The 20,886-nt window shown below is 65.4% G+C and carries 21 protein-coding genes and 1 riboswitch; of the genes, 7 read left to right on the top strand and 14 right to left on the bottom strand.

The window, feature by feature from the left end; genetic code table 11:
* The first annotated feature begins 8 nt into the window (after positions 1–8).
* Positions 9–977 (top strand): diacylglycerol kinase family protein, encoded by a 969-nt coding sequence (locus LDB29_RS12030; protein ID WP_025549744.1) that lies wholly within the window; start codon positions 9–11, stop codon positions 975–977.
* A 136-nt stretch (positions 978–1,113) separates the two neighbouring features.
* A riboswitch (SAM-I-IV-variant riboswitch) is annotated at positions 1,114–1,220 on the top strand.
* 43 nt (positions 1,221–1,263) lie between these two features.
* A complete protein-coding gene (metA, locus tag LDB29_RS12025; RefSeq protein ID WP_025549745.1) occupies positions 1,264–2,190 on the top strand; it encodes a homoserine O-succinyltransferase in 927 nt (308 codons plus the stop codon).
* Between the two features lie 297 nt (positions 2,191–2,487).
* On the opposite strand, the gene LDB29_RS12020 is transcribed toward metA, so the two are convergent.
* Entirely contained in the window at positions 2,488–2,907 is a 420-nt protein-coding gene (locus LDB29_RS12020; protein WP_025547765.1) for a hypothetical protein, read from the bottom strand.
* Between the two features lie 107 nt (positions 2,908–3,014).
* Here LDB29_RS12020 and LDB29_RS12015 point away from each other — a divergent pair, with 107 nt between their 5' ends.
* The gene (locus LDB29_RS12015) at positions 3,015–3,518 is read left to right on the top strand and encodes a 2'-5' RNA ligase family protein (protein WP_025547763.1); all 504 of its coding nucleotides are present in this window, start codon (positions 3,015–3,017) and stop codon (positions 3,516–3,518) included.
* A gap of 15 nt (positions 3,519–3,533) precedes the next feature.
* Here the strand turns inward: LDB29_RS12015 and LDB29_RS12010 are convergent, their stop codons facing one another.
* The 6 genes from LDB29_RS12010 to LDB29_RS11985 form a co-directional block, all read right to left on the bottom strand.
* Positions 3,534–4,772: an NAD(P)/FAD-dependent oxidoreductase gene (locus tag LDB29_RS12010; protein ID WP_025547761.1), complete on the bottom strand. Its 1,239-nt coding sequence runs from the start codon at positions 4,770–4,772 to the stop codon at positions 3,534–3,536.
* A gap of 129 nt (positions 4,773–4,901) precedes the next feature.
* Positions 4,902–6,797, bottom strand: coding sequence for a molecular chaperone HtpG (gene htpG / locus LDB29_RS12005; RefSeq protein ID WP_099186024.1), 1,896 nt, complete (start codon positions 6,795–6,797; stop codon positions 4,902–4,904).
* A gap of 123 nt (positions 6,798–6,920) precedes the next feature.
* Complete coding sequence (locus LDB29_RS12000) at positions 6,921–7,085, bottom strand: hypothetical protein (protein ID WP_165363302.1); 165 nt, start codon at positions 7,083–7,085, stop codon at positions 6,921–6,923.
* 167 nt (positions 7,086–7,252) lie between these two features.
* Positions 7,253–7,765, bottom strand: a complete 513-nt coding sequence (locus LDB29_RS11995; protein WP_025547760.1) for a hemerythrin domain-containing protein — start codon at positions 7,763–7,765, stop codon at positions 7,253–7,255.
* 110 nt (positions 7,766–7,875) lie between these two features.
* On the bottom strand, positions 7,876–8,136 hold the full coding sequence (locus tag LDB29_RS11990) for a hypothetical protein (RefSeq protein WP_025547758.1): 261 nt from the start codon (positions 8,134–8,136) through the stop codon (positions 7,876–7,878).
* A gap of 28 nt (positions 8,137–8,164) precedes the next feature.
* Positions 8,165–8,713, bottom strand: coding sequence for a hemerythrin domain-containing protein (locus LDB29_RS11985; protein WP_025547756.1), 549 nt, complete (start codon positions 8,711–8,713; stop codon positions 8,165–8,167).
* Between the two features lie 178 nt (positions 8,714–8,891).
* Here LDB29_RS11985 and LDB29_RS11980 point away from each other — a divergent pair, with 178 nt between their 5' ends.
* Genes LDB29_RS11980 through LDB29_RS11965 form a run of 4 tightly spaced genes read left to right on the top strand, consistent with a single transcriptional unit; the run spans position 8,892 to position 11,666 of the window.
* Positions 8,892–9,461, top strand: a complete 570-nt coding sequence (locus LDB29_RS11980) for an SRPBCC family protein (RefSeq protein ID WP_025547755.1) — start codon at positions 8,892–8,894, stop codon at positions 9,459–9,461.
* Positions 9,461–10,654 carry a zinc-dependent alcohol dehydrogenase gene (locus tag LDB29_RS11975; RefSeq protein WP_257554250.1) on the top strand — a complete coding sequence of 398 codons (1,194 nt, stop codon included), beginning with the start codon at positions 9,461–9,463 and terminating at the stop codon, positions 10,652–10,654. Before LDB29_RS11980 ends, LDB29_RS11975 begins: the two co-directional genes overlap by 1 nt.
* 12 nt (positions 10,655–10,666) lie before the next feature.
* The gene (locus tag LDB29_RS11970; protein WP_025547752.1) at positions 10,667–11,476 is read left to right on the top strand and encodes an SDR family oxidoreductase; all 810 of its coding nucleotides are present in this window, start codon (positions 10,667–10,669) and stop codon (positions 11,474–11,476) included.
* Positions 11,463–11,666, top strand: a complete 204-nt coding sequence (locus LDB29_RS11965) for a hypothetical protein (protein WP_025547750.1) — start codon at positions 11,463–11,465, stop codon at positions 11,664–11,666. Before LDB29_RS11970 ends, LDB29_RS11965 begins: the two co-directional genes overlap by 14 nt.
* A 7-nt stretch (positions 11,667–11,673) precedes the next feature.
* Here the strand turns inward: LDB29_RS11965 and LDB29_RS11960 are convergent, their stop codons facing one another.
* The 7 genes from LDB29_RS11960 to LDB29_RS11930 all read right to left on the bottom strand — a co-directional run bounded on the left by LDB29_RS11960 (position 11,674) and on the right by LDB29_RS11930 (position 20,875).
* Entirely contained in the window at positions 11,674–13,533 is a 1,860-nt protein-coding gene (locus LDB29_RS11960) for an ABC transporter ATP-binding protein (RefSeq protein WP_025547748.1), read from the bottom strand.
* A 5-nt stretch (positions 13,534–13,538) separates the two neighbouring features.
* Complete coding sequence (locus tag LDB29_RS11955) at positions 13,539–15,320, bottom strand: ABC transporter ATP-binding protein (RefSeq protein WP_037481718.1); 1,782 nt, start codon at positions 15,318–15,320, stop codon at positions 13,539–13,541.
* A gap of 8 nt (positions 15,321–15,328) precedes the next feature.
* Positions 15,329–16,387: an ABC transporter substrate-binding protein gene (locus LDB29_RS11950; RefSeq protein ID WP_025547746.1), complete on the bottom strand. Its 1,059-nt coding sequence runs from the start codon at positions 16,385–16,387 to the stop codon at positions 15,329–15,331.
* A gap of 59 nt (positions 16,388–16,446) precedes the next feature.
* The gene (locus LDB29_RS11945; RefSeq protein ID WP_025547745.1) at positions 16,447–17,805 is read right to left on the bottom strand and encodes an LLM class flavin-dependent oxidoreductase; all 1,359 of its coding nucleotides are present in this window, start codon (positions 17,803–17,805) and stop codon (positions 16,447–16,449) included.
* Positions 17,806–18,008: 203 nt separating this feature from the next.
* Entirely contained in the window at positions 18,009–18,752 is a 744-nt protein-coding gene (locus LDB29_RS11940) for a class II aldolase/adducin family protein (RefSeq protein ID WP_037481715.1), read from the bottom strand.
* Between the two features lie 12 nt (positions 18,753–18,764).
* A complete protein-coding gene (locus LDB29_RS11935; RefSeq protein ID WP_037481733.1) occupies positions 18,765–19,880 on the bottom strand; it encodes an ABC transporter substrate-binding protein in 1,116 nt (371 codons plus the stop codon).
* A 146-nt stretch (positions 19,881–20,026) separates the two neighbouring features.
* Positions 20,027–20,875 carry a class I SAM-dependent methyltransferase gene (locus tag LDB29_RS11930; RefSeq protein WP_025547740.1) on the bottom strand — a complete coding sequence of 283 codons (849 nt, stop codon included), beginning with the start codon at positions 20,873–20,875 and terminating at the stop codon, positions 20,027–20,029.
* Positions 20,876–20,886: the final 11 nt, after the last annotated feature.

The raw sequence follows: 20,886 nt of genomic DNA, 5'->3' as shown, positions 1-20,886 counted from the left end.
CCCCGACCATGGTCCGCGTCGCCCTTTTGTCCAACCCCAAATCCACGGGCAACCGGCAGACGCTTCCGCGCGTGCGCAGCTATTGCGCCAGCAATCCAGACATCTTCCATTATGAGGTGGAGCATGTCGACCAGATCGGCCGGGCGCTCCAGACCATCGCCCGCGTCGATCCCGTCGTCATCGTCATCAACGGCGGGGACGGCACGGTGCAGGCGGCGTTGACGGAACTGTATCAGGGCGAGCATTTCAAGGGCCGCGTGCCGCCCATCGCGGTGCTGCCCAACGGCAAGACCAATCTGATCGCGCTGGACCTCGGCATCCATGGCGATCCGATCAAGGCGCTGGAACGGATCGTCCAGATCGCCAAGGCGGGCGTCGACGACCATGTCGTGGCGCGCGAGCTGATCGCCCTGTCGGACGGGCAGGCGGAAAGCCGGCCGGTGCTGGGCATGTTCCTGGGCGGAGCGGGGCTGGCCGACTACATGCTCTATTGCCGCAACCAGATCTATCCGCTGGGCCTGTCCAACGGCCTCAGCCATTTCCTGACCGTGATCGCGGTGCTGGTGTCGCTGATCTTCGGCATCCGCGCCCGATTCCTGCCGCAATCCAGCCGCCCGGTGCGGATTTCCCTGATCCGCGACGGGCAATTGGCGGGGCGTTTCGCCGTGCTGATCGTGACGACATTGGAACGATTGCTGCTTGGCGTGCAGCCGGGGGACAGCCGGCGCGGCAATATGAAGCTGATGGCGGTGGACCAGAGCCTGTCCGCCCTGCTGCGCCTGTTCTGGGCGAGCATCACCAGACGGGTCGGCAAATCGCAGATGCAGGGCATCCATCTGGAACAGGGCGATGTCATCCGCATCGAGGGCGACCATAGCAGCGTCATTCTGGACGGCGAACTGTTCGAGGCGTCGGAAGGCAAGCCCATCGTCCTGCGCTCGACAGAGCCGGTGCCTTTCTTGAGGTTGGCGGCCTAGAAGCGGCGTGAAGGCTGGTTGGCCGTCATGGCGCGTTGGGAAGGATTTCACGCCGAAATTGAAGGGCACGCCTCAAAGTTTTCCTTTTCTTCCCGAAAGCAGCGATTGCCAAACGCCTGTCGTCCGCCTATTGAGCGCACAGCATCAAGAGTTGGGACGACGCCCAACGCCAACCTGCCGATCCGGGCAAGGTGGCACTCCGTGAAGGAGGATGTGGCCGATCCGGCAACCAAGCGGACCCAAGCCACATCGTGAAGCGTCGCTCCGAAACAAGGAATGACGTGAAGTGCCGATCAAGATAGCCGACGACCTGCCCGCCCGCCGCACATTGGAGGCCGAGGGCGTGGTCGTCATGCGTGAAGCCGATGCCGTCCGGCAGGACATTCGCCCGCTTCGCATCGCGCTGCTCAACCTCATGCCCGACAAGATCAGCACGGAGACGCAGCTTGCCCGGCTGCTCGGCGCGACGCCGTTGCAGGTCGAACTGACGCTGGTGCGGATCAGCGACCATGTGTCGCGCAACACCTCCGCCGACCATATGGCATCCTTCTACCGCCCATGGAGCGACGTCCGGGACGAGCGGTTCGACGGCTTCATCATCACCGGAGCGCCTGTGGAGCAGCTCCCTTTCGAAGCGGTGAGCTATTGGGACGAATTGCGCGCCATATTCGACTGGACGCAGACCCATGTGCATCGCTCGCTCAGCATCTGCTGGGCGGCGCAGGCGGCGCTGCATCACTTCCATGGCGTGGAGAAACATGGGCTGGAGCGGAAGGCGTTCGGTGTGTTCCGCCATCATGTTCATGTGCCGTCATCGCCCTGGATGCGGGGTTTTTCGGACGATTTCCGCGTTCCCGTGTCGCGCTGGTCGGAGGTGCGGCGGGAGGATATTCCGGAAGGGCGGGGATTGCAGATATTGGCGGAGAGCGACGAATCGGGGCTTTGCTTGATCGGCGATCCGGGGCGCGGCTTCCTGCACATGTTCAACCATCTCGAATATGACACGATGACGCTGGCGGAGGAATATGCGCGCGATGGGGCAAGGCAGTTGCCCGCCCATTATTTCCCTGACGACGATCCTGCGCAGGCGCCGCAAAATCACTGGCGCAGCCACGCGCATCTGCTGTTCGGCAACTGGATCGACGAAATGTACCAGACCGTGCCCTTCGATCTGAATGCTGTCGGGCAGGCGCCGGTGTTGTCGGCGGCTTAAGGCGCTCTTCGCGCGAATGGAGCCCGGAGAGGGCGGACCGATACCGCGAGCAGGCTGAACGCTCCACATGCGAGAGCGCGCTGCGTTACATCGGGCGCGGGCCCCGCTCTCCAAGTTTCCGTAGGCTCAGGACAGGCTTTTCTGCACGCTACTCTGGGGTGTGTGGGGATTCAGTTCAGGGTGGAGCGAAAATGGTGGATTTCGAGAACCGGCGCGGAGCCTACTCAAAGTAGGTGAGCACCGGAAGCGCAGAAAGCCGCCATTTGCAGCCCGCCATGGGCTGAATCCCCACACACCCTAGCGGAGAACGGCCTTTGCAATCAGGTTGCGGGCATAGCGCCATTGGAAGAGGGCGATGATCAGGATTATGGCCGGAAAGATCGCGGCCGTGGGGCCCTTCACCGCCAGCAGGTCGGTGTGGATGAAGCTGTAGCCGAACTGCACGACCACGGCGAGGATCGAGAGCAGGAACAAGGGCGCGGCGGCGGCTTTGCGGAGCAGCAGCAGGAGCGCGCCCAGCGTGCCCGCGCCGACCGCAACTGCATAAGCGGTCCAGGCCCAGCCGGGCATGGAGGCGAAGATCCTGGCGCTATAGGGATCGGTCTTCGCCAGTTGCCCGAGGTCCGCGCCATATTGCATGATGAAGGCGGCTACCCCCGTCAGGTTCCAGAGCAGCAACAGGATTCCGATGGCTCGAAAGGATCGTGGCGCTGTCATGGCGGTTCCCCCTATATCGGCGGTCTCCCTGTCGGGACCGCCGGGATGGATCATAGCGGCTGACGGGATTTTGCGAAAGGAGATGCCGGATTTTGGCGGGTGAGTCCTTGGCGGCGCCGATCGTCGTGACGGCTTTGATGGGCGCGGCGGATTTCGCTTGGGCGGACGGTTTGCGCCGCGCGCATTTTCCGGCGGAGCGCAATCTGGTGCCGGCGCATATCACGCTGTTCCATCATCTGCCGCTCTCCGCCCTGGCGGAAGTGGCGCTGCGGCTGAAGCGGCTCTGCGCGGGTCCGCCGCCGGGCGCGAGGCTGGCGGAGGTGATGCTGCTGGGGCGGGGGGTCGCCTATAGGGTGGAAAGTCCGGAGCTGATGGCGATGCGGGAGGAACTAGCGGAAGCCTTCGCAGGATTGTTGTCGTCGCAGGATCGGGGGCGGCCGCGCTTTCACGTCACCGTGCAGAACAAGGCCGAACCGGCTGAGGCAAAGGCGCTGGCCACCGAATTGCGGCGGGGCTTCCACCCAAGGCCGCTTGCCATCGTCGGCCTTGCTGCCTGGCATTATCGCGGCGGACCCTGGGAATTGGCGATGAAGGCCAGCTTTCGGGGCTGACCTTCATCCTTCCGGTCAGGCGAGGCCGACTTCCTTGAGCGGCACGTTGGCATCGGCAAGCTGCGCCTGGTCCAGCACCGCGCCCGAAATGACATGGGCGCGGCCCTGCACATAATCCTTGACCGCATTGACGCAGTCGAGCGCTATCAGCTTGCCGCCCTTCAGATACAGGACGGAGAAGCTGCGGGTCGCCGGATCGCCGCGCAGGATCGTCTGGTCGTGCCCGATCGACAGGCCCACGGTCTGAAGCTTCAGATCATATTGGTTCGACCAGAACCAAGGCACGGCGTGATAGGGTTCTTCCTTGCCCATGATGTGGCTGACCGCCGTCTTCGCCTGATCATTGGCGTTCTGAACCGATTCGAGCCGGATTTGCGCGCCGCGTGCAAAGCCGTTGGCATGGGCGGCGCAATCGCCCACCGCATAGATGTCGGGCAGGCTGGTGCGGCAATATTCATCCACGTCCACGCCATTCCCCCCGACCGCGCCCGCCGCGATCAGCGGGCCCGTTTCGGGGACGATGCCGATGCCGACGATCACCATGTCGGTTTCGATCCGCTCGCCATCCTCCATCAGCACGGCGGTCGCCCGAGGACCATCCTCTGCGTCGGTGACTTCGATGCAGTCCATCCGCGCCCCGGTGCGCAGGTCGACGCCATGGGCGCGATGCTCCGCCTCGTAGAAGCGCGACAATTCCTCTCCCGCCACGCGCGCCAGCACGCGGTCCAGTGCTTCGAGCAGCACCACCTTCTTGCCGAACTTGCTGAGCACGGCCGCCGCTTCCAGCCCGATATAGCCGCCGCCGATCACGGTCACATGATCGATCCGGTCGAGCTTCGCCATCATCGCGTCGACATCGTCGCGGCGGCGCACGGCATGGACATTGGGCGCGTCGGCCCCGTTGCAGGTCAGCATGCGCGGGGAGCCGCCGGTGCACCAGATCAGCTTGCCATAGCCGATTTCGCGGTCGCCCGCCGTCACGAACTTGCCCGCCGGATCGACAGCCTTCACGCGCAGGCCGAGCAGCATGTCGATCTTGCGTTCTTCCCAGAAGCTGGCCGGGCGGATCAGGATGCGGTCGAAGCTCTTGTCGCCGGCAAAATATTCCTTGGAGAGGGGCGGACGCTCATAGGGCGGGTCCTTTTCATCGCCTATCATCGCGATGGACCCTTCGAAGCCGAGCTGGCGCAGCGAAATGCCCGCCTGCGCCCCGGCATGGCCGGCACCTACGATCAGAACGTCATAATAGCTCATCGACGCGCTATCCCCTCATTTTCCTGTTGCCGCGTGCTTGGCGCGCTTTCGCGGGGCTGGCAAGCGGATTGTCGTTCGATGCCGCCCCGATATGGGGGTGGCCGGGCGCGGTCCCGGCCACCCGTCATCCTATTCGATCGCGCCGCCGATCATGCGGGCGAGGCGGGCGGAAAAGGCGCGCGGATCGGCCGGCAATTCGCCATCCGCGATCCGCGCCTCGTCAAGCAGCAGCCATGCGGCGTCCGCGCGCAGATCGCTGCCGTCGGGCAGCGTGCCGAGTTTGACGATGAGGTCATGGCGGGGATTGATCTCCAGCACCGGCCTGGCCGCATTGTCGATCCGTCCGGCCCCCGCCAGCAGCTTTTCAAGCTGGCGGTCCATCGCATTGTCCGGCGCGACCAGGCAGACGGCGCTTTCCGTCAGCCGTTCCGATGCGCGGACGTCGGAGACCGCCTCGCCCAGCACATCCCTGGCATAGGCGATGAAGCCGTCCACCTCCGCCGATGCCTCTGCGGCGGGCGTCTCGCCCTCTGCCAGCGGGATCAGGCTGAGGTCGGCCAGGCCCTGCGTCACGGACTTGAACGGCTTGCCCTGATAATCGACGCCGGCCGTGACCCAGAAGCTGTCGACCTGGTCGGTGAGCAGCAGCACCTCGATCCCGCGGGCGCGGAAGCCTTCGAGCTGGGGAGAGGAGGCGAGCCGGTCGAGATCGGCGCCGGTGGCATAGTAGATCGCGGTCTGATTGTCCTTGATCGCCTCGACATAGTCCTTGAGCGAGCGCCAGCCTTCCCCCGACGCCGTGCTTTTGAAACGGGCGAGGCCGAGCAGCGCCTCCTGCCGGGCGAAATCCTCGTACAGCCCTTCCTTCAGCACCGCGCCGAAATTGTCCCAGAATTTGAGATAGGCTTCACCATCCTTCTGGGCCAGCTTGTCCAGTTCGGAAAGGATGCGGTTCGCGACGCCCTTCTGGACCGCGGCGAGGACCGGGCTTTCCTGGATCATCTCGCGCGAGACGTTGAGCGGCAGGTCGTTGCTGTCGACCAGCCCGCGCACGAAGCGCAGGTAGCGCGGCAATATCTGCGCCTCGTCGGTGATGAAGACCCGGCGGACATAGAGCTTCATCCGCCCGGCGCGGTCCGGATCGAACAGGTCGAAGGGGCGCATGGAGGGGAGAAAGGCGAGAACCGAATATTCGTGCAGCCCCTCCGCGCGATAATGGAGCGTCAGCGCGGGCTCATCGAACTGTCCGGCGGTGCTGCGGTAGAAGTCGGTATATTCCTCCGCCGTGATGTCGGACCTGGGGCGGGTCCAGAGCGCCGCGCCGTCCGCGATCTGCTTTTCCTCCGCATCCGGCTTTTCCTTGAGGAAGATGGGGACGGGGACATGGCCCGACTGCGCGGTGACGATGCGCTGGGTGGTGAATGGCTCGGTATAGCTGGCGGCGTCTTCCTTCAGATGGAGGACGATGCGGGTGCCGCGAGCGGGCGCGTCAGCGATGTCGACAAGCTGGATGGTGTAGCTGCCAAGGCCGTCCGACGCCCAATGCGCGGCGACATCGGCCCCGGCGCGGCGGGAAAAGACATCCACCCTGTCCGCGACCATGAAGGCGGAATAGAAGCCGACGCCGAACTGCCCGATCAGTTGCGCGCCTTCCCCTTCCTTGGCGCCTTCCCTGACCGCCGCGACGCGCTCCATGAAGGCGCGCGTGCCGGATCGGGCGATGGTGCCGAGCGCTTCGGCCAGCTCCACCTCGCTCATGCCGATGCCATTATCCTCGACGATGAGCTGCCGCGCTTCGGGATCGAGCGTGACGGTGATGCGCGGCTGGCCGTCGTCCCCGGCAAGCGCGGGATCGCTCAGCAGTTCGTAGCGCAGCTTTTCGCAGGCGTCGGCCGCGTTCGAGATCAACTCGCGCAGGAAGACGTCCTTGTCCGAATAGACCGAGTGCACCATCATGTGCAGCAGGCGGGCGACGTCGGCCTCGAAGGAACGGGTTTCGGGTGCGGTGCCGGTCGTGGTGGTCATGGCAGTATCGAAATCTCTCCCCAGTGGAATCCGAACCGCCAGATGGCGGGACAGGGGACAGCTTTCAAGGCCTGCCGCCCTGCCTTCCCCTATATGAGGGGAAAGCAGGATCGGGGAAATGGATCAGTGGCGTTGCAATTGCAGGGCCTTGGCCTGGTACCGCACGGCCAGTTCGGCATGGACGGCGATCATCACGCCCTTGTCGCCGCGCTGCTTGGCTTCGCTCGCCTTGCGGATTTCTTCCCTGGCCCGGGCTTCGAAATAGGACGCATCATCATGGCGGGACACGGGCTCTCTCCTTGTCGTTGCCAGGCGATCATAGCTGGAGCGGGCGGGGCCGCCCATCACTCAGGTTAGTCGGAATCGGCGTTTCGAAGCTGGCATGCACCGTGGACAGGCGCTGCCGGAAACAGGCCGGCCGAAGGGGGGAGGCTTCGGCCGGCGGTCCGCAGCCGTCAGGCCGGCACGAGTTGGATGACGCGCGGCTTGGCCGGCGGAAGGCCGCCATTCCCCGCCTCCTTCAACAATTCTTCCTTGCGCGCCAGCATCGCGTCGCGAAGCCGGATCAGGTCCACATCGGTCTTCCGGCATTGGGCGAACATGCCCTCGCCACGCATTTCCTCCTCATGCACATGGTGCTTGATCTCTTCGGACAGCACCTTGACCTTGGCGTCGAAAAAATCGTCGGAAGGATCGCCTTCCTCTATGTCGTTGACGAGCAGCTTGGCTCCGTCATGCTCGACATAGGCCTCGTCCAGCGTATCGTCCTCTATCTTGCCGCGGAAGGCGGGGTAGAAGATTTCCTCCTCGATCAGCGTGTGGATCTTGAGTTCCAGGCAGATCTGCCGCGCCAGCGTCTTCTTGCGCGCGGGCGATCCGGCCTTTTCGAACTGCTCGAACAGATCCTCCACCTTGCGGTGGTCGGCTTTCAGAAGGGCGATCGCGTCGGTGAACTGCTGATTGGCCATGGTCTTCCTCCTCCGTGGGCGTTGCTTCCGGTGGAAGTCGCCAGTCATGCGTCGGTTCCAAGCGAACCGTTCGCAAGAGCGGAATCTGCCCGTCCGGATCGCGAAAAGGGTCAGTCGGAACGTCTGCCGGCCGGTGATCCGCTGCCTTCCTCCCGCCCGGCTCGGCTGTCCTCTTCCTCGCCCCGCCGCGTCATGGTGCGTGGGTCGTAATTGGATGGTATGGCGCCGCCGCTCAGCGGATCGCGATCCGGCTCCCGGTCCAACGTGTCGCTGGGGCGGCGGGCTGCGCCTTCGGGCTGGTTCTCCGTAGAGATGTTCGGATCGCGCGTATGTTCGGTGGGCAGGGAACGCGTCTTTCGGGGCTCGTCCATGATGTTCTCCTTTTTCAGGCCAGTTTCCTCAGGCCAGTTTCAGCCCCTCCTGGTTCATCCGCCGGGTCAGGCGGCTCACGGCTTGCGGATCGAGCGCCTGTTTCAGCCGGGGGAAAAGCTCATCCTCCTCCTTGCGCATATGGTCCTGGATGTCGGCGCGGAACGCCGCCAGCTTGCTCCGGAACCCCGCATCATCCTGTACCAGATCGCTCAGGTCGTAGAGATATTGCTTCACATAGCCATGGTCGCCGTTCAGCGCGTCGGCCTCTTCCTTAAGGCCCGCCGCGCGCATGGCGGGATAGACGGCGTTCTCCTCCTCCAGCGCATGCTTGCCGAGCGCATGCTTGAGCTGCATCAACAGCATCCTGCGCTTGCCGCCCGGCTGTGTCTCGCCCAGCTTGTCGAACAGGACGAGCGTCATGGCATGTTCCGCCGCCAGCGCCCGGTCCCAATCGCCGGCCAGCGCTGTCGGAGCCTGAACCGCCAGCTTTCGTCCGACCATGCCGAGCAGCGCCAGGCTGGCGCCGATGCCGGCCCCGATCAATGTCCCGCCGCTTCTGAAATGCGCCTGCTTCATGATCTTCTCCTCCGGGTCTCCTGCCCGTGACAACGAGGGGCCGTCAGCCCCTGTTCCCCGGCTTGCGGCAGGACTTACCCATGTTAGCAAACCGGCGTTTTGCCGCTTTTCGGCTGGGTCGGGCGGAACGGCGGAGCGGATGAACTGGTTGCTGTCTGACCTTTCAAGGAGGGTCAGCATGAGTGATGACGCACCGCTTACCACAGCGAAACAGGATGATGCGGCGGCGCAGGCCGCCGACAGCCTGGTGGAAGCGAAGGGCGACGATCTGATCGGCAAGACGGTGACGATCGACCGGCCGCGGGAGGAGCTATATGCCTTCTGGCGCGACGTCGGCAATCTTCCGCTGTTTCTGGAAAATGTCGTCGCTGTCGAACCTCTGGACGATCGCCGTTCCCGCTGGGTGGTGAAGGCGCCCGCCGGAAGCACCGTCGAATGGGTATCCGCCATTACGGAGGATCGCCCGGGCGAAACCATCGCCTGGGCTTCCGAGGAGGGCGCGGACGTGCCCAATAGCGGCCGCGTGGATTTTCGCGATGCGCCGGGCGGCCGGGGATGCTGGGTGACGGCGACGATCCTCTATGATCCGCCCGGCGGCTTCATCGGCAAGGCCATCGCCAAGATGTTCCAGCGCGAACCGGCCATCCAGGCGCGCCGCGACCTGCGGCGCTTCAAGCAACTGATGGAAACCGGCGAGATCGCGACCAGCGCGCGCAACCGCCGTGAATATGAAGAGGAAGGCACCTGATGCGCGCGCTCACATGGCATGGCAAGCATGACGTCCGGGTCGAAACCGTGGACGATCCCGAAATCGTCAATCCCCGCGACGCGATCATCCGCATCACTTCCACCGCGATCTGCGGATCGGACCTGCATCTCTATGACGGCTATATCCCGACGATGAAGGCGGGGGACATATTGGGCCACGAATTCATGGGCGAAGTGGTGGAGACAGGGCCGGGTTCGACGCTGAAGAAGGGGCAGCGGGTGGTCGTGCCCTTCACCATATCCTGTGGAAGCTGCTTCCATTGCGGCAAGCATCAATATTCGGCCTGCGACAACGGCCTGCCCGCCGACAATCAGGACATCGCCCAGGCGATCTACGGACAGCCCATGGCGGGCCTGTTCGGATACAGCCACATGACGGGCGGCTATGCGGGGGGACAGGCGGAATATGTTCGCGTCCCCTTTTCCGATGTCGGTCCCATCGTCGTCCCGGATGGGGTGGACGACGACAAGGTGCTGTTCCTGTCCGACATCCTGCCGACCGGCTGGATGGCCGCCGAAAATGCGCAGATCGAGCCGGGTGACACCGTCGCCGTCTGGGGCTGCGGCCCCGTCGGCCTGTTCGCGGTGCAGTCCGCCTTCCTCATGGGGGCGGAGCGGGTGATCGCCATCGACCATTTCCCCCACCGGCTGGAACTCGCCCGCCGCTTCGGCGCGGAGACGATCAATTATGAGGAAAGCAAGACCTATGAAGCGCTGATGGAGATGACCGGCGGCATCGGCCCCGACGCCTGCATCGATGCCGTCGGGCTGGAGGCGCATGGCTTCTTCGCGGACAATGTCTGGGACCAGATCAAGGTGGCGACCTTCCTGGGAACCGACCGCGCCCATTCGATCCGGCAGGCGATCCTCGCCTGCCGCAAGGGCGGGCGGGTTTCCATGCCGGCGGTCTATGGCGGCTTCGTCGACAAATTCCCGCTGGGCGCCTTCATGGAGAAGGGGCTGACGCTGAAGACCGGCCAGACCCATGTGCAGCATTATATGCCCGGCCTGCTGAACGCGATCATGGAGGACAAGATCGATACGACCTTCCTGATCAGCCACCGCCTGCCGCTGGAGCAGGCGGCGGAGGGCTATCGCATGTTCCACGACAGGCAGAACGAAGTGACCAAGATCGTCCTGAAGCCGGGCATGCAGCCCGCCCGGGACGCCTGAAAGGAGAAGCATATGGCTTCGCAGAAATTCGCGATCGTGACCGGTGCGTCGACCGGCATCGGCTTCGAACTTGCGCATCTCGCCGCGCAGGACGGCTATGATCTGCTGGTGGTGGCGGACGAACCGCTGATCCATGCGGCGGCGGACGACTTTCGGCGTCACGGCGTCGATGTGCAGGCGGTGGAGTCCGACCTTTCCACCATGGAAGGGGTGGACCGCCTGATCACCTGTACCGGCGGGCGGCGGGTCGACCTGCTTTGCGCCAATGCGGGGCGGGGTTTGGGCCATGCCTTTCTGGAGCAGGACGTGGCCGACTGGCGCCGGGTGATCGACACCAACATCACGGGCACCGTTTACCTGCTCCAGCAGATATTGCGGCCGATGGTCGCCCGGAATGCGGGCAAGGTGCTGGTCACCGGATCGATCGCCGGCTTCATGCCCGGCTCCTTCCAGGCGGTCTATAATGGCACAAAGGCCTTCATCGACAGTTTCGCCGATGCGGTCCGGAACGAGATCAAGGATGCCGATGGCGTCACCATCACCAACCTGATGCCCGGCCCGACGGAGACCGAGTTCTTCGACCGCGCCGAGATGCTGGACACCAAGGTCGGCGCGGACGAGAAGGACGATCCGGCCAAGGTCGCCAGGGACGGCTGGGACGCGCTGATCGACGGGAAGGCGCATATCGTATCCGGCTGGAAGAACAAGCTGCAGGCCGCCGCCGCGCATGTCACGCCGGCGGGCGTACTGGCGGAGCGGCATCGCAAGATGGCCGAACCCGGCACTGCCGAAAAAGTGGAAGCGAGCGATGGATCGGAATGACCGCGATCATGCGCCCGAAAAGGCGCGGACGCCCAAGGGACCGCTGGGCGACGCCCTGCCCGGGCGCGAAGAGGAAGACCCCCGGACGACCGGTGGGCAGGATCAGGAACGGGTAGAGGATCGTCCGGTGGTCGGGCAGGTGAAGCCGGAGGATTATCCGGAAAAGGACAGGCGCGATTCCACGCCCTGATCGTGCATCAGGGCAGGGCAGCCGCCATTGGCTGCTCCATCAAGACCGCTGTTTCCTCATGCGCCCGATAGATGGCGGCGTAACGTCCGCCGCTTTCCAGCAGCGAGCGGTGCGATCCGATTTCCCGCACCCCGCCATTTTCGATGACGGCGATGCGGTGGGCAGACCGGATGGTTTCCAGGCGATGGGCGATGACGATGGAGGTTCGCCCCTCGCACAGCACCCGCAAGGCCCGCTGGATGCGCCTTTCGGTGCTGACGTCGATGGCGGAGGTCGCCTCATCCAGGATCAGCACTGATGGATCGGCGAGATAGGCGCGTACAAGGCAAACCAGTTGCCGCTGTCCCTGACTGAGCTGGCTGCCGAGCGGACCGACATGGGTCGCATAGCCGTGGGGCAAAGCATCGAGCACTTCATCCGCGCCTATGCGCTTCGATGCCGCGATCAGTTCTTCGTCGCTGGCCTCGGGCCTCGCGAGGCGGAGATTTTCTAGCACCGTTCCGCCGAAAAGGACATTGTCCTGAAGCACGACGCCGATATGGCGGCGCAGGCTGCGTTCGGAAACGGCGCGAATATCCTGCCCGTCCAGGAAGATCGACCCTTCGTCCACATCGTAGAAACGGGTCAGTAACTGGACCAGCGTGCTTTTGCCATGGCCGGTCGGACCGACGATCGCCAATAGCTCGCCCGCTTCTATATCCAGGCTGAGGTCGCGAATGACGGGCTGGCCGGGGCGATAGCCGAAACGGACATTGCGGAACTCGATCCGGCCCTCCACCGCGTCGAGGACGGCGGCATCGGTCCGGTCCACGATGTCGGGTTGCGTATCGAGCAGCAGGAAGACGCGCTGGGCGCAGGCGGTGCCGTTGGCGAAACGTTCGAAAAGGTCGCTGAATTCCTGCAGGGGCGCAAGGAAGAGGAAAACGTAGAACAGGCTTTGCGTCAGTTCGCCCAGTGTGAGCGTGCCGAGCGCGATGCCGCGTCCGCCAACGACCAGCGTCAGCGCCAGGCCCGCCGTGGTGAGCAGGCCGGTAAAGGGCGCGAACCATCCCGAGCGGACGGAGCCGTAGATCAGGGAGGAATTGAAGTCCTCCAGCAGCCTTTGATATTTAGCCAGATTTTCCTGCTCGCGGCCCGATTGCTTGATCAGACGGACGGCAGCCACGGTCTCGACCAGATGGGCGGTGAAGCGGCTGCGGTTTTCGGCCACCTTGGCCCAACTGCGCTGCGCCACGCGCTTGAAGAGGAAGGTGGCGGCGATCAGGACAGGCACCACCGCCACCAGCCCCGCGAGCAGCACCGGCGCGATCAGCCACAGCAGGAAGCCGGACAGGCACAGCCGCAACAGGGCGGAGAGGAATTCCGGCGGCCCCTGGATCAGCAGCGGTTCCAGCGTGTCGACGTCGCGGTCTGCGCGGGCGATGATGCGGCCCGCCTTGGTGCGGTCGAAATAGCCGACGCTGAGCGTCTGGACATGGGCGAAGACGCGGGTGCGCAGGTCGTTGAGCAGGCGGATCGCCGCGATCCCGGCGCAATATTGCGACAGGCCGCCCAGCGCGAAACGCACGGCCCAGCTTGCCGCCAGCCCGGCGCAGGCCCAGGCGATCAGCGGCGCGTCGACGCCGCCTCCGGCCTTGGTCTCGGCATGGCGCAGCCCCTGGTCGATGACGAGGCCGATCAGCAGCGGCCGGGCGAAGATCGCCAGCACCTGCACCATCTCTATGCCGATGACAGCCGCGATGGGCCGCCAGATCGGCGCGAGCAGCGGGATCAGCCGTTCGACCACGCTCTGGTTCAGGCTGCGCTGGGAGAATTTCTCCTCCAGCTCGATGTCGGACAGGGCGCTGTCGCCTCTGAATGCGTTCATCTGTCTTACAGTCCCATCAGGTCGCGATAGGCCGCGCTGTCCTGCGACAATTGCTTATGTGTGCCCTCCGCGACGATCCGGCCGCCGCTCAGCACCGCCACCCGGTCGGCGGCGAGCGCGGTCGACAGGCGGCTGGCGACGATCAGCAGAGTGACCGGGCGTTCGGCGCGGAGCTTGCGGATATTGTCGATGGCCCGCCTTTCGGTCTGCGCGTCGAGGGCGCTGGTGGCGTCGTCCAGGATCAATATGTCCGCATCCGCCAGCAATGCGCGGGCAAGGCACACACGCTGGCGCTGGCCGCCCGAGAGGGTCGCCCCCCGGTCGCCCACCCGCGTTTCCAGCCCGTCCTCAAGGCGGGCCAGCAATTCGCCCGCCGCCGCCTTGTCCAGCGCCGCGCGCAACTCGTCGTCGGTCGCATCGGGCGCGCAGAGGCGCAGATTGGCGGCCAGCGTGTCGGAAAAGAGGAAGCTTTCCTGCGGCAGCACATGGACGCGGCGGCGCAACGCATGCAGGTCGCTCGTCCGCACGTCCCGCCAGCCGGTTTCCGCCGACCCCAGTTCGACGCGGCCCTCGTCCACCTCCACCAGCCGGGGGAGCAGGGCGGTGAGGATGCTCTTGCCCGATCCGGTCGCGCCGACCAGCGCCACCACCTCGCCCGGCCGCACGGCAAGGCTGAGGTCGCGCAGCACGGTCGCCCCATCGCCCAAGGGCGAGGCGGCGACATGCGACAGGCGGAAACCGATGGGGCCTTCGGGCAGCGGCGCACTGCCCGAATTGATGACCGGCTCCGCGTCCAGCACCTCCCAGATGCGCGCTGCCGAAGCGCGGGCGTCCGCGATCACTTGCAACAGGCGGCCGATGCTCTCGATCCGCAGGACCAGCGTGTTGACGACCAGCATCGCCGCCACCAGCGCGCCCAGGCCAAGCGCGCCATGCGCCACCATCCAGGCGCCCAGGCCCAGCACCCAGGCATGGGACAGGGCGATGATCGTCTGGGGCAGGGGAATGCGGCGGCAGGCGTGGCGGATCGCCGCCCGCGCCTCCACCCGGAACAGGTCGACATGGCGGCGGAAGCGATCGGCCCGCGCCTCGCCCAGGGAGAAGGCCTTGATGACGCGGACGCCGTTGACGCCTTCCGACAGGTCCTGCGTCACCGCGTCATAGGCATCCCCGATCCGCCGGTCGAGCGCCACCAGCGTGTCGGCTTCCGACCAGAGCAGGCCGATGCCGATCGCCAGCAGCACCAGCGGACCCAAGGCGAGCCAGGGCGAATAGAGCGCCAGCAGGCCAAGCGAGATGGTCACGATCAGCCCGGTTTCGAATATCTGCCGCCAGAAATTGATCAGCGCGTCGCGCACCTTGTCCGCGTCGCGGGTCATGCGCGTCACCATCTCGCCCACGCCATGGCGCCAGTGATAGGCAAGGTCGAGGCGCTGTATCTGCGTCAATATCCGCCCGCGCAGGATGGTCAGCAGCCGCTGGCCGATGGAGAGGGAGAGGAGGCCCGCGCCATATTGCACCGCCGCCCGCGCCAGCGAGAGGCCGATCAGCAGCGCGACCCAGAACCAGGCGCGGTCATAATGCAGCACCCCGTCCGGACCGGCAGCGACCAGCCTGCCATGCTGCGCTTCCTGCACGGCATGGCCGACCATCACCTGCTGGCCGACCAGCGCGACGTTGACGGCGGCCAGCAGCACCGCCGTCAGCGCGAACCGGCCCGGCATCTCGCCATAGATGGCAAGGCAGCGCAGCAACGGGCTGCCTTGCGGAAATCCTCTCTCCCCCATGGTTCCGTTCAGCTTGCGAGCGCGAGCGACTGCGCTGCTTCCAGCGGACGGGCGTCGATCCAGTCGCGCACGTCGAAGCTTTGCGGAATGAAGTTCCAGCGGTGCAGGAAGTTGGTGAAGTCCTGGATTGCCGTGACCGACTGTTCGGCAAGATCGGTCTTCAGCTTCGTCTGCGCGTCCTCGCCATAGGCGATGCTGACCCAATATTCGCTGCTGTTGGTTTCGCGGGCGAGATAACGGCGGACGTCGGAAGGATGCGACTGCGCCCAACGTTCGGCGCGCAGCACCTGCTCGACGATGGTGACGGCGGCGTCGAAATGATGGTCGATCAGATGCCCGTCCACCGCCAGCGTGCGCGGCGTGCCGTTGTTGGAGCGCACCAGCGGATCGGGATGGATGCCGGTGTCGATCACCGTCTTGAGCCCGAATTGATGCGCGATCTGGGCGCCGCTCGCGCCCTTCAGGAAGATCGCATCGACCTCGCCGCGCAGCAGGGCGATCAGTTCGAGATTATTGGCCCGCGCCCGGCTGGTGCTGCGCCCGTTCCAGGCGAGCGTGCCGCCGACCGTCTGCGCCTGCCCGTCGCTATAATGAGTCTCGATGTCCTGATCGACGATCTCGACGTCGGAGACTTCCAGTCCCTCCAGCCGCAGCGCATTTTCAAGGCCGCGAATGGCCTGGGCGCGGGTGAAGTCGATCTCGACATTCTTCCAGTTGGGCAGGCCGAAGCGGCGGCCCTTCAGGTCGCGCACCGTCTCTATGCCGGACTCCGGGCTGGCCAGGATCAACTGCGTCTCGTCCGCCCAGGACAGGCCGATGACCCGCGTGTCGCGGCCCCGCGCCTTCGCGCTGATCGCCGGGATATTGCCGCCATGGCGCACGCTGTTCTGGACGGTGTGCGAGAAATGCGACTCCCGCTTGGAAAAATCGCTGGATTCGAGCAGCGAGGACAGGCTGGTGCCCTGCGCGCGGAAGGCTTCCTCCAGCCAGCCCTGCTGGATGGCGATGCCAAGGCCGGTCGGCACCGGGCAGCGCGTGTACCAGAGCGTGTCGAGTGTGTTGCTCATTCGGCAATCCTTTCGATGTTGGTAGGATATGCTCCTGCGCGGGCAGGAGCAGGACAGTCCTAGGCGGCGGACTCCAGAACGGCTTCGGCGGGAGCGTGCCGCTCATTCGGATTCTCCGGACGCGGCAGGTTCAGATGCTCGCGCAGCGTCGTGCCCTCATATTCCGTCCGGAACAGCCCGCGCCGCTGGAGTTCCGGCACCACAAGGTCCACGAAATCCTCCAATGAACTCGGCAACAGCGGCGGGATCAGGTTGAAACCGTCGGCGGCGTCGCGCTCGAACCAGTCCTGTATCTGGTCGGCAATGTCGACCGGCGTGCCCAGCACCACCCGATGTCCGCGCACCGCGTTGAAGCGCAGGAAAAGCTGGCGGATGGTGAGATTCTCGCGCCGCGCCAGCGCGGTGAGCTGCCGCCAGCGGCCCTTGCCATTCTCCGGTTCCGGCAGGTCGGGCAGCGGGCCGTCGAGCGGATAGGCGCTGACGTCATGTCCCATCAGATTGAGGTCGCCGGAAAAATCGACCTTCTCCTCCAGCGCGCCGAACTTGTCCTGCGCCTCCTGAAGACTGGAGCCGATGGTGAAGGACAGGCCCGGCATCACTTTCAGCGTGTCGGGATCGCGCCCATAGCCCGCGACCCGCGCCCTCACATCCTTGTAGAAGGCCTGCGCATCCTCGATGAACTGGGCGGCGGCATAGATCATCTCGGCATGGCGGGCGGCGAAATCGCGGCCGACCTCCGAATTTCCGGCCTGCGCGAAGACCGGATAGCCCTGGATCGGGCGCGGCATGTCGAGCACGCTGTCGATGCCGTAATAGGGCCCGCGATAATGGACCGGGTGCACGGCGTCGGCATTGAGATAGATGCCGCTGTCCTTGTCCGCGCCCTCGAAGGCGTCGTCTTCCCAACTGTCCCACAGTGCCTTGGCCAGTTCCACAAAGTCATGGGCGCGGGCATAGCGTTCGGCGTGGCTGGCGGGCTGGTCGATGCCGAAGCTCTTCGCCGCGCCGTCCGCCAGCGAGGACACGATGTTCCAGCCGATCCGCCCGCCGCTGATATGGTCGAGCGAGGCGAAGCGCCGCGCCAGCGCATAGGGCTGTTCGAAATTGGTGTTCACCGTCGCCACCAGCCCGATATGGCTGGTGATGCTGGCCAGCGCGGCGGTTGCGGTCAGCGGTTCGAAATCGAGGAAAGCATGCCGCCGGGCGATCCCCTTGGTGCTGTCGCCGCTCTGCCCCACGAAATCCGCGAAGAAGGCGGCGTCCAGCTTGCCGCGCTCGGCGGTGCGGACGAGGCCGGCCCAATAGCGGAAATCGGGCTTGCCGGTATCGGCGGTGCCGGGTTGGCGCCAGGCGCCGGGATGATGGCCGTGGCGGGTCAGGAAAACGGCAAGCGCAAGCTGGCGCTTCTTCTGGGACATGGGATCGCTCCGGAAAGCGACGCCGCTGCTGGAGCATGGCGCGGTTGACCGGAACCAATCCCACCTCCGTTCGGGCTGCGCTTGCCGAAGCCCCTTACTTCTTCAGGAGAAGGAGGGCCCTTCGACAGGCTAAGGGCGAACGGGAGGGGTGCTGGTCCGATTAACCGCGCAAATGCGTCAGCAACGGCGCCGGACTTCAAACATCATTCGGCGGCTTGCGCGGTTTCAGGCAGATGGATCGTGCCGTCATCATCGACGCGGGCGTCGGGCGGCACCAGCTTGCCCATCTTCCACTGCTGCTCCAGCACGCCGGGGCCGAAGGGCTTTGACCCGCCGAGCGCCTGTCCCAATATCTGGAACTGCGCGCCTTCCTCCAGCAGCACGATGGTGTTGGTAAGGTCGCGCAGCCCCTTCCAGCTCCAGATGGTCGCGCCGCCATTGGCCTCCACGATGCCGGGGACTTCGCGATCCTGCTCGATCGCTTCCAGGATGAAGTCCGGCTCAGGCTGGCGGCGGTTGATATAGACCGGAAGCTGCGCGGTGAAGCGGAAGCGGCGGTTGGGCACGTACAGCAGCGGCAGTTCCGAATGCGCCTGCGAATAGGCGCCCAGATGCGGCGTGTGGACGTGGCTGATTGCCTGGAAGTCCGGATATTTCTTGAAGATCTTGAGGTAGCGCGCCGCCCCGCCCGGCGCGTTGCCCCAATAGAGGGTGCCGTCGAAGCCGATGACGCTGGTCACGGCCTGGTCGGGATCGTCCTCCCAAAGACCGGCATAGTTCAGCGTGATGATCTTGTCTTCGCCGGGGATGCGGACCGCGAAGAACAGGGTGCCGCTGGCCGAGATGGTATGGGTCTCGCGCAGGACGCGGAAGGCGCGGCGGGCGTCCTTCTCCGTCTGCAGCACGAAGCCGATCGTTTCCCTTGAAAGTCCGTTGGTGTCAGACATGCTTATTTCCTTTCAGGCTGGAATGGCGACAGGTTGGGGACGCTGGGCGTTGAGGGCGCGGGCGGCCTCCAGCGGCCGGGGATCGACCCAGTCGGACAGGGCGAAATCCGCATCGAGGAAGCCGTGGGTGAACAGGAACTTCTTCTGAAGGTCGAACAGGGCGAGCCGTTCGTCGTCCAATGTCGGGTGCAGCCCTTCGTGCAGCCGGGCATAGGCCTGGTCGACGGCCTGCGCGCTGCCCTCCGTCTCATATTCGAGGATGTCGCGCAGCCGGTCGGGCTGCTCCGCGACCCAATCGGCTGCGCGCAGGGTGACGGCCAGGAAGCGGACCAGCAGGTCGAAATGATCGTCGATCAGGCTCTGATGGACCGTGATCGGGCGAGGCGTGCCGTTGTTCACGCGAAAGCGCGGGTCGGGCAGGGCGTCGAGATCGATGGCGACGACCAGGCCGTTCTCCCGCGCCTGATCCAGCGCGGCGGCGCCCTTCACGTAGATGGCGTCGACCTTCCCCTCGACCAGCGCCTCGATCGGCCAGAGGCGGCCTACGCCGCTGCGCTGGCCCGACCCGCGTGGTTGCAGGTCGCGCCCGCTGCCGCCGATATTGCGCAGCCGGTCGGGCGTCTCGATCAGCTCCACATCGTCGAAGCTCAGCCCCGCCGACGCCAGGGCGCCCTTATAGCCCGCGAGCGACATGCCGCGCGCGATGCTGGTGCCGCGCACATGGCTGGGGATGTCGTTGTGGCTCCAGCCGGGCAGGGCCAGCCGCTTGCCCTTGAGATCGGCGGCGGAGCGGATGCCGGAATCCGGCCGCGCCAGGATGAGCTGGCTCTCCTCGATCCAGGTGAGGCCGATCAGCTTCGTCGGCTCGCCCTGGGCGCGGGCGGCGATGGCCAGCATGTTGCCGCCCTCACGGATCAGCGTGGGCAGGCGGTGGTCATAATGATGGCGGCCGAGTTCCGATCCCGACTCCTGCAAGGTGCGCAGCGTAATGCCGTCGCCCTCGAAGCTCTCGGTCAGCCAGCCTAGCTTGTAGGCGATGCCGGTGGCAGTCGGAACGGGGCAGCGGGTGAACCAGATCTCATCGGGCTGCTTGGCCTTTGTGGGGGCGCTGTCGGATAGGGTCGGCACGGCGGGCAAGTCTCCGGTTGTTGCCCGGGGAAAATCGCAAGACGTGTGCCAATCGGTAAAATTGCGGAATTATGCGGGATTTCAGAAAGGGACGCGGGCATGGGTGCGGCATATTGAACAGTCCCCTTGCTGCATTTTCACCGCCGTCAATGCTTCGGCTTCAGCGCCTCCGCCAGGGAAACGGTCGCGCTGCCCCGTCGCGCGGGCTGCGCCTGGCTGGGATCGGCCTTCCATCCGCTAAGATAGATGACGGCCATCTGCTCCGCCGTCCGCCCATCGATGTCGGCCGCCGCCGCGAAATGCTCCGTGGCCCCGATCAGAACGTCCCGCCGCAACGCGGGCGGCCGCGAAGCCAGCACATTGCCGGCCCCCATGCCCCGCAAGTCGCGCATCAGCCGCAATATATCGCCGTAGCGCACCGTCAGCACCTCGCCGTCCGCGACCGGCATGGTAAAGCCTGCCCGCGCCAGCAGATCACCCGCCGAGCGAACGTCGACCTGCGGATGGATATGCTGCCCCGCCCGGTCCCCTTCGCCCGTCATCAGCGCGGCGCGGAGTAGCGGCAGCGAGCCTGCGCCCGCGAAAGCAGCCAGCATCAGCCCGTCGGGGCGCAATATCCGCCGCATCAGGATCAGCGCGCCGGGCAGGTCGTTGACGCTGTCCAGCGTGCCGCAGGCGATCACCAGGTCGAAACTTTCATCGGCAAAGGGCAGGGCGTCTTCATCGGCCTGCACGCCGCCCTGCGCCTTCGCCGCCGCAAAGCCGGGGTCGGCGCAGACGACGCTCTTGCCCATCGCCTCCAGCGCGGCCCTCGCGCTGCCGTCGGGGCAGCCGATCACCAGCACTTCCTTCAGCTCGCGCTGCACGTCGCCCAGCCGGTCCAGCAGTTCGTCCAGCATCATGCGATAGAGGAAGTCATGCTCGGCAAAGCGCGCCATCATCCGGTCGCGCCTTTTGGCGCGCAGGGCTCGGTCGAAGATGTCGGGATTGGTCATCGGGGCCTTGT

Source organism: Sphingobium sp. CFD-2, assembly GCF_024611135.1.
Taxonomy (GTDB): domain Bacteria; phylum Pseudomonadota; class Alphaproteobacteria; order Sphingomonadales; family Sphingomonadaceae; genus Sphingobium; species Sphingobium fuliginis.
This window is presented reverse-complemented; position numbering and strand designations above follow the sequence as displayed.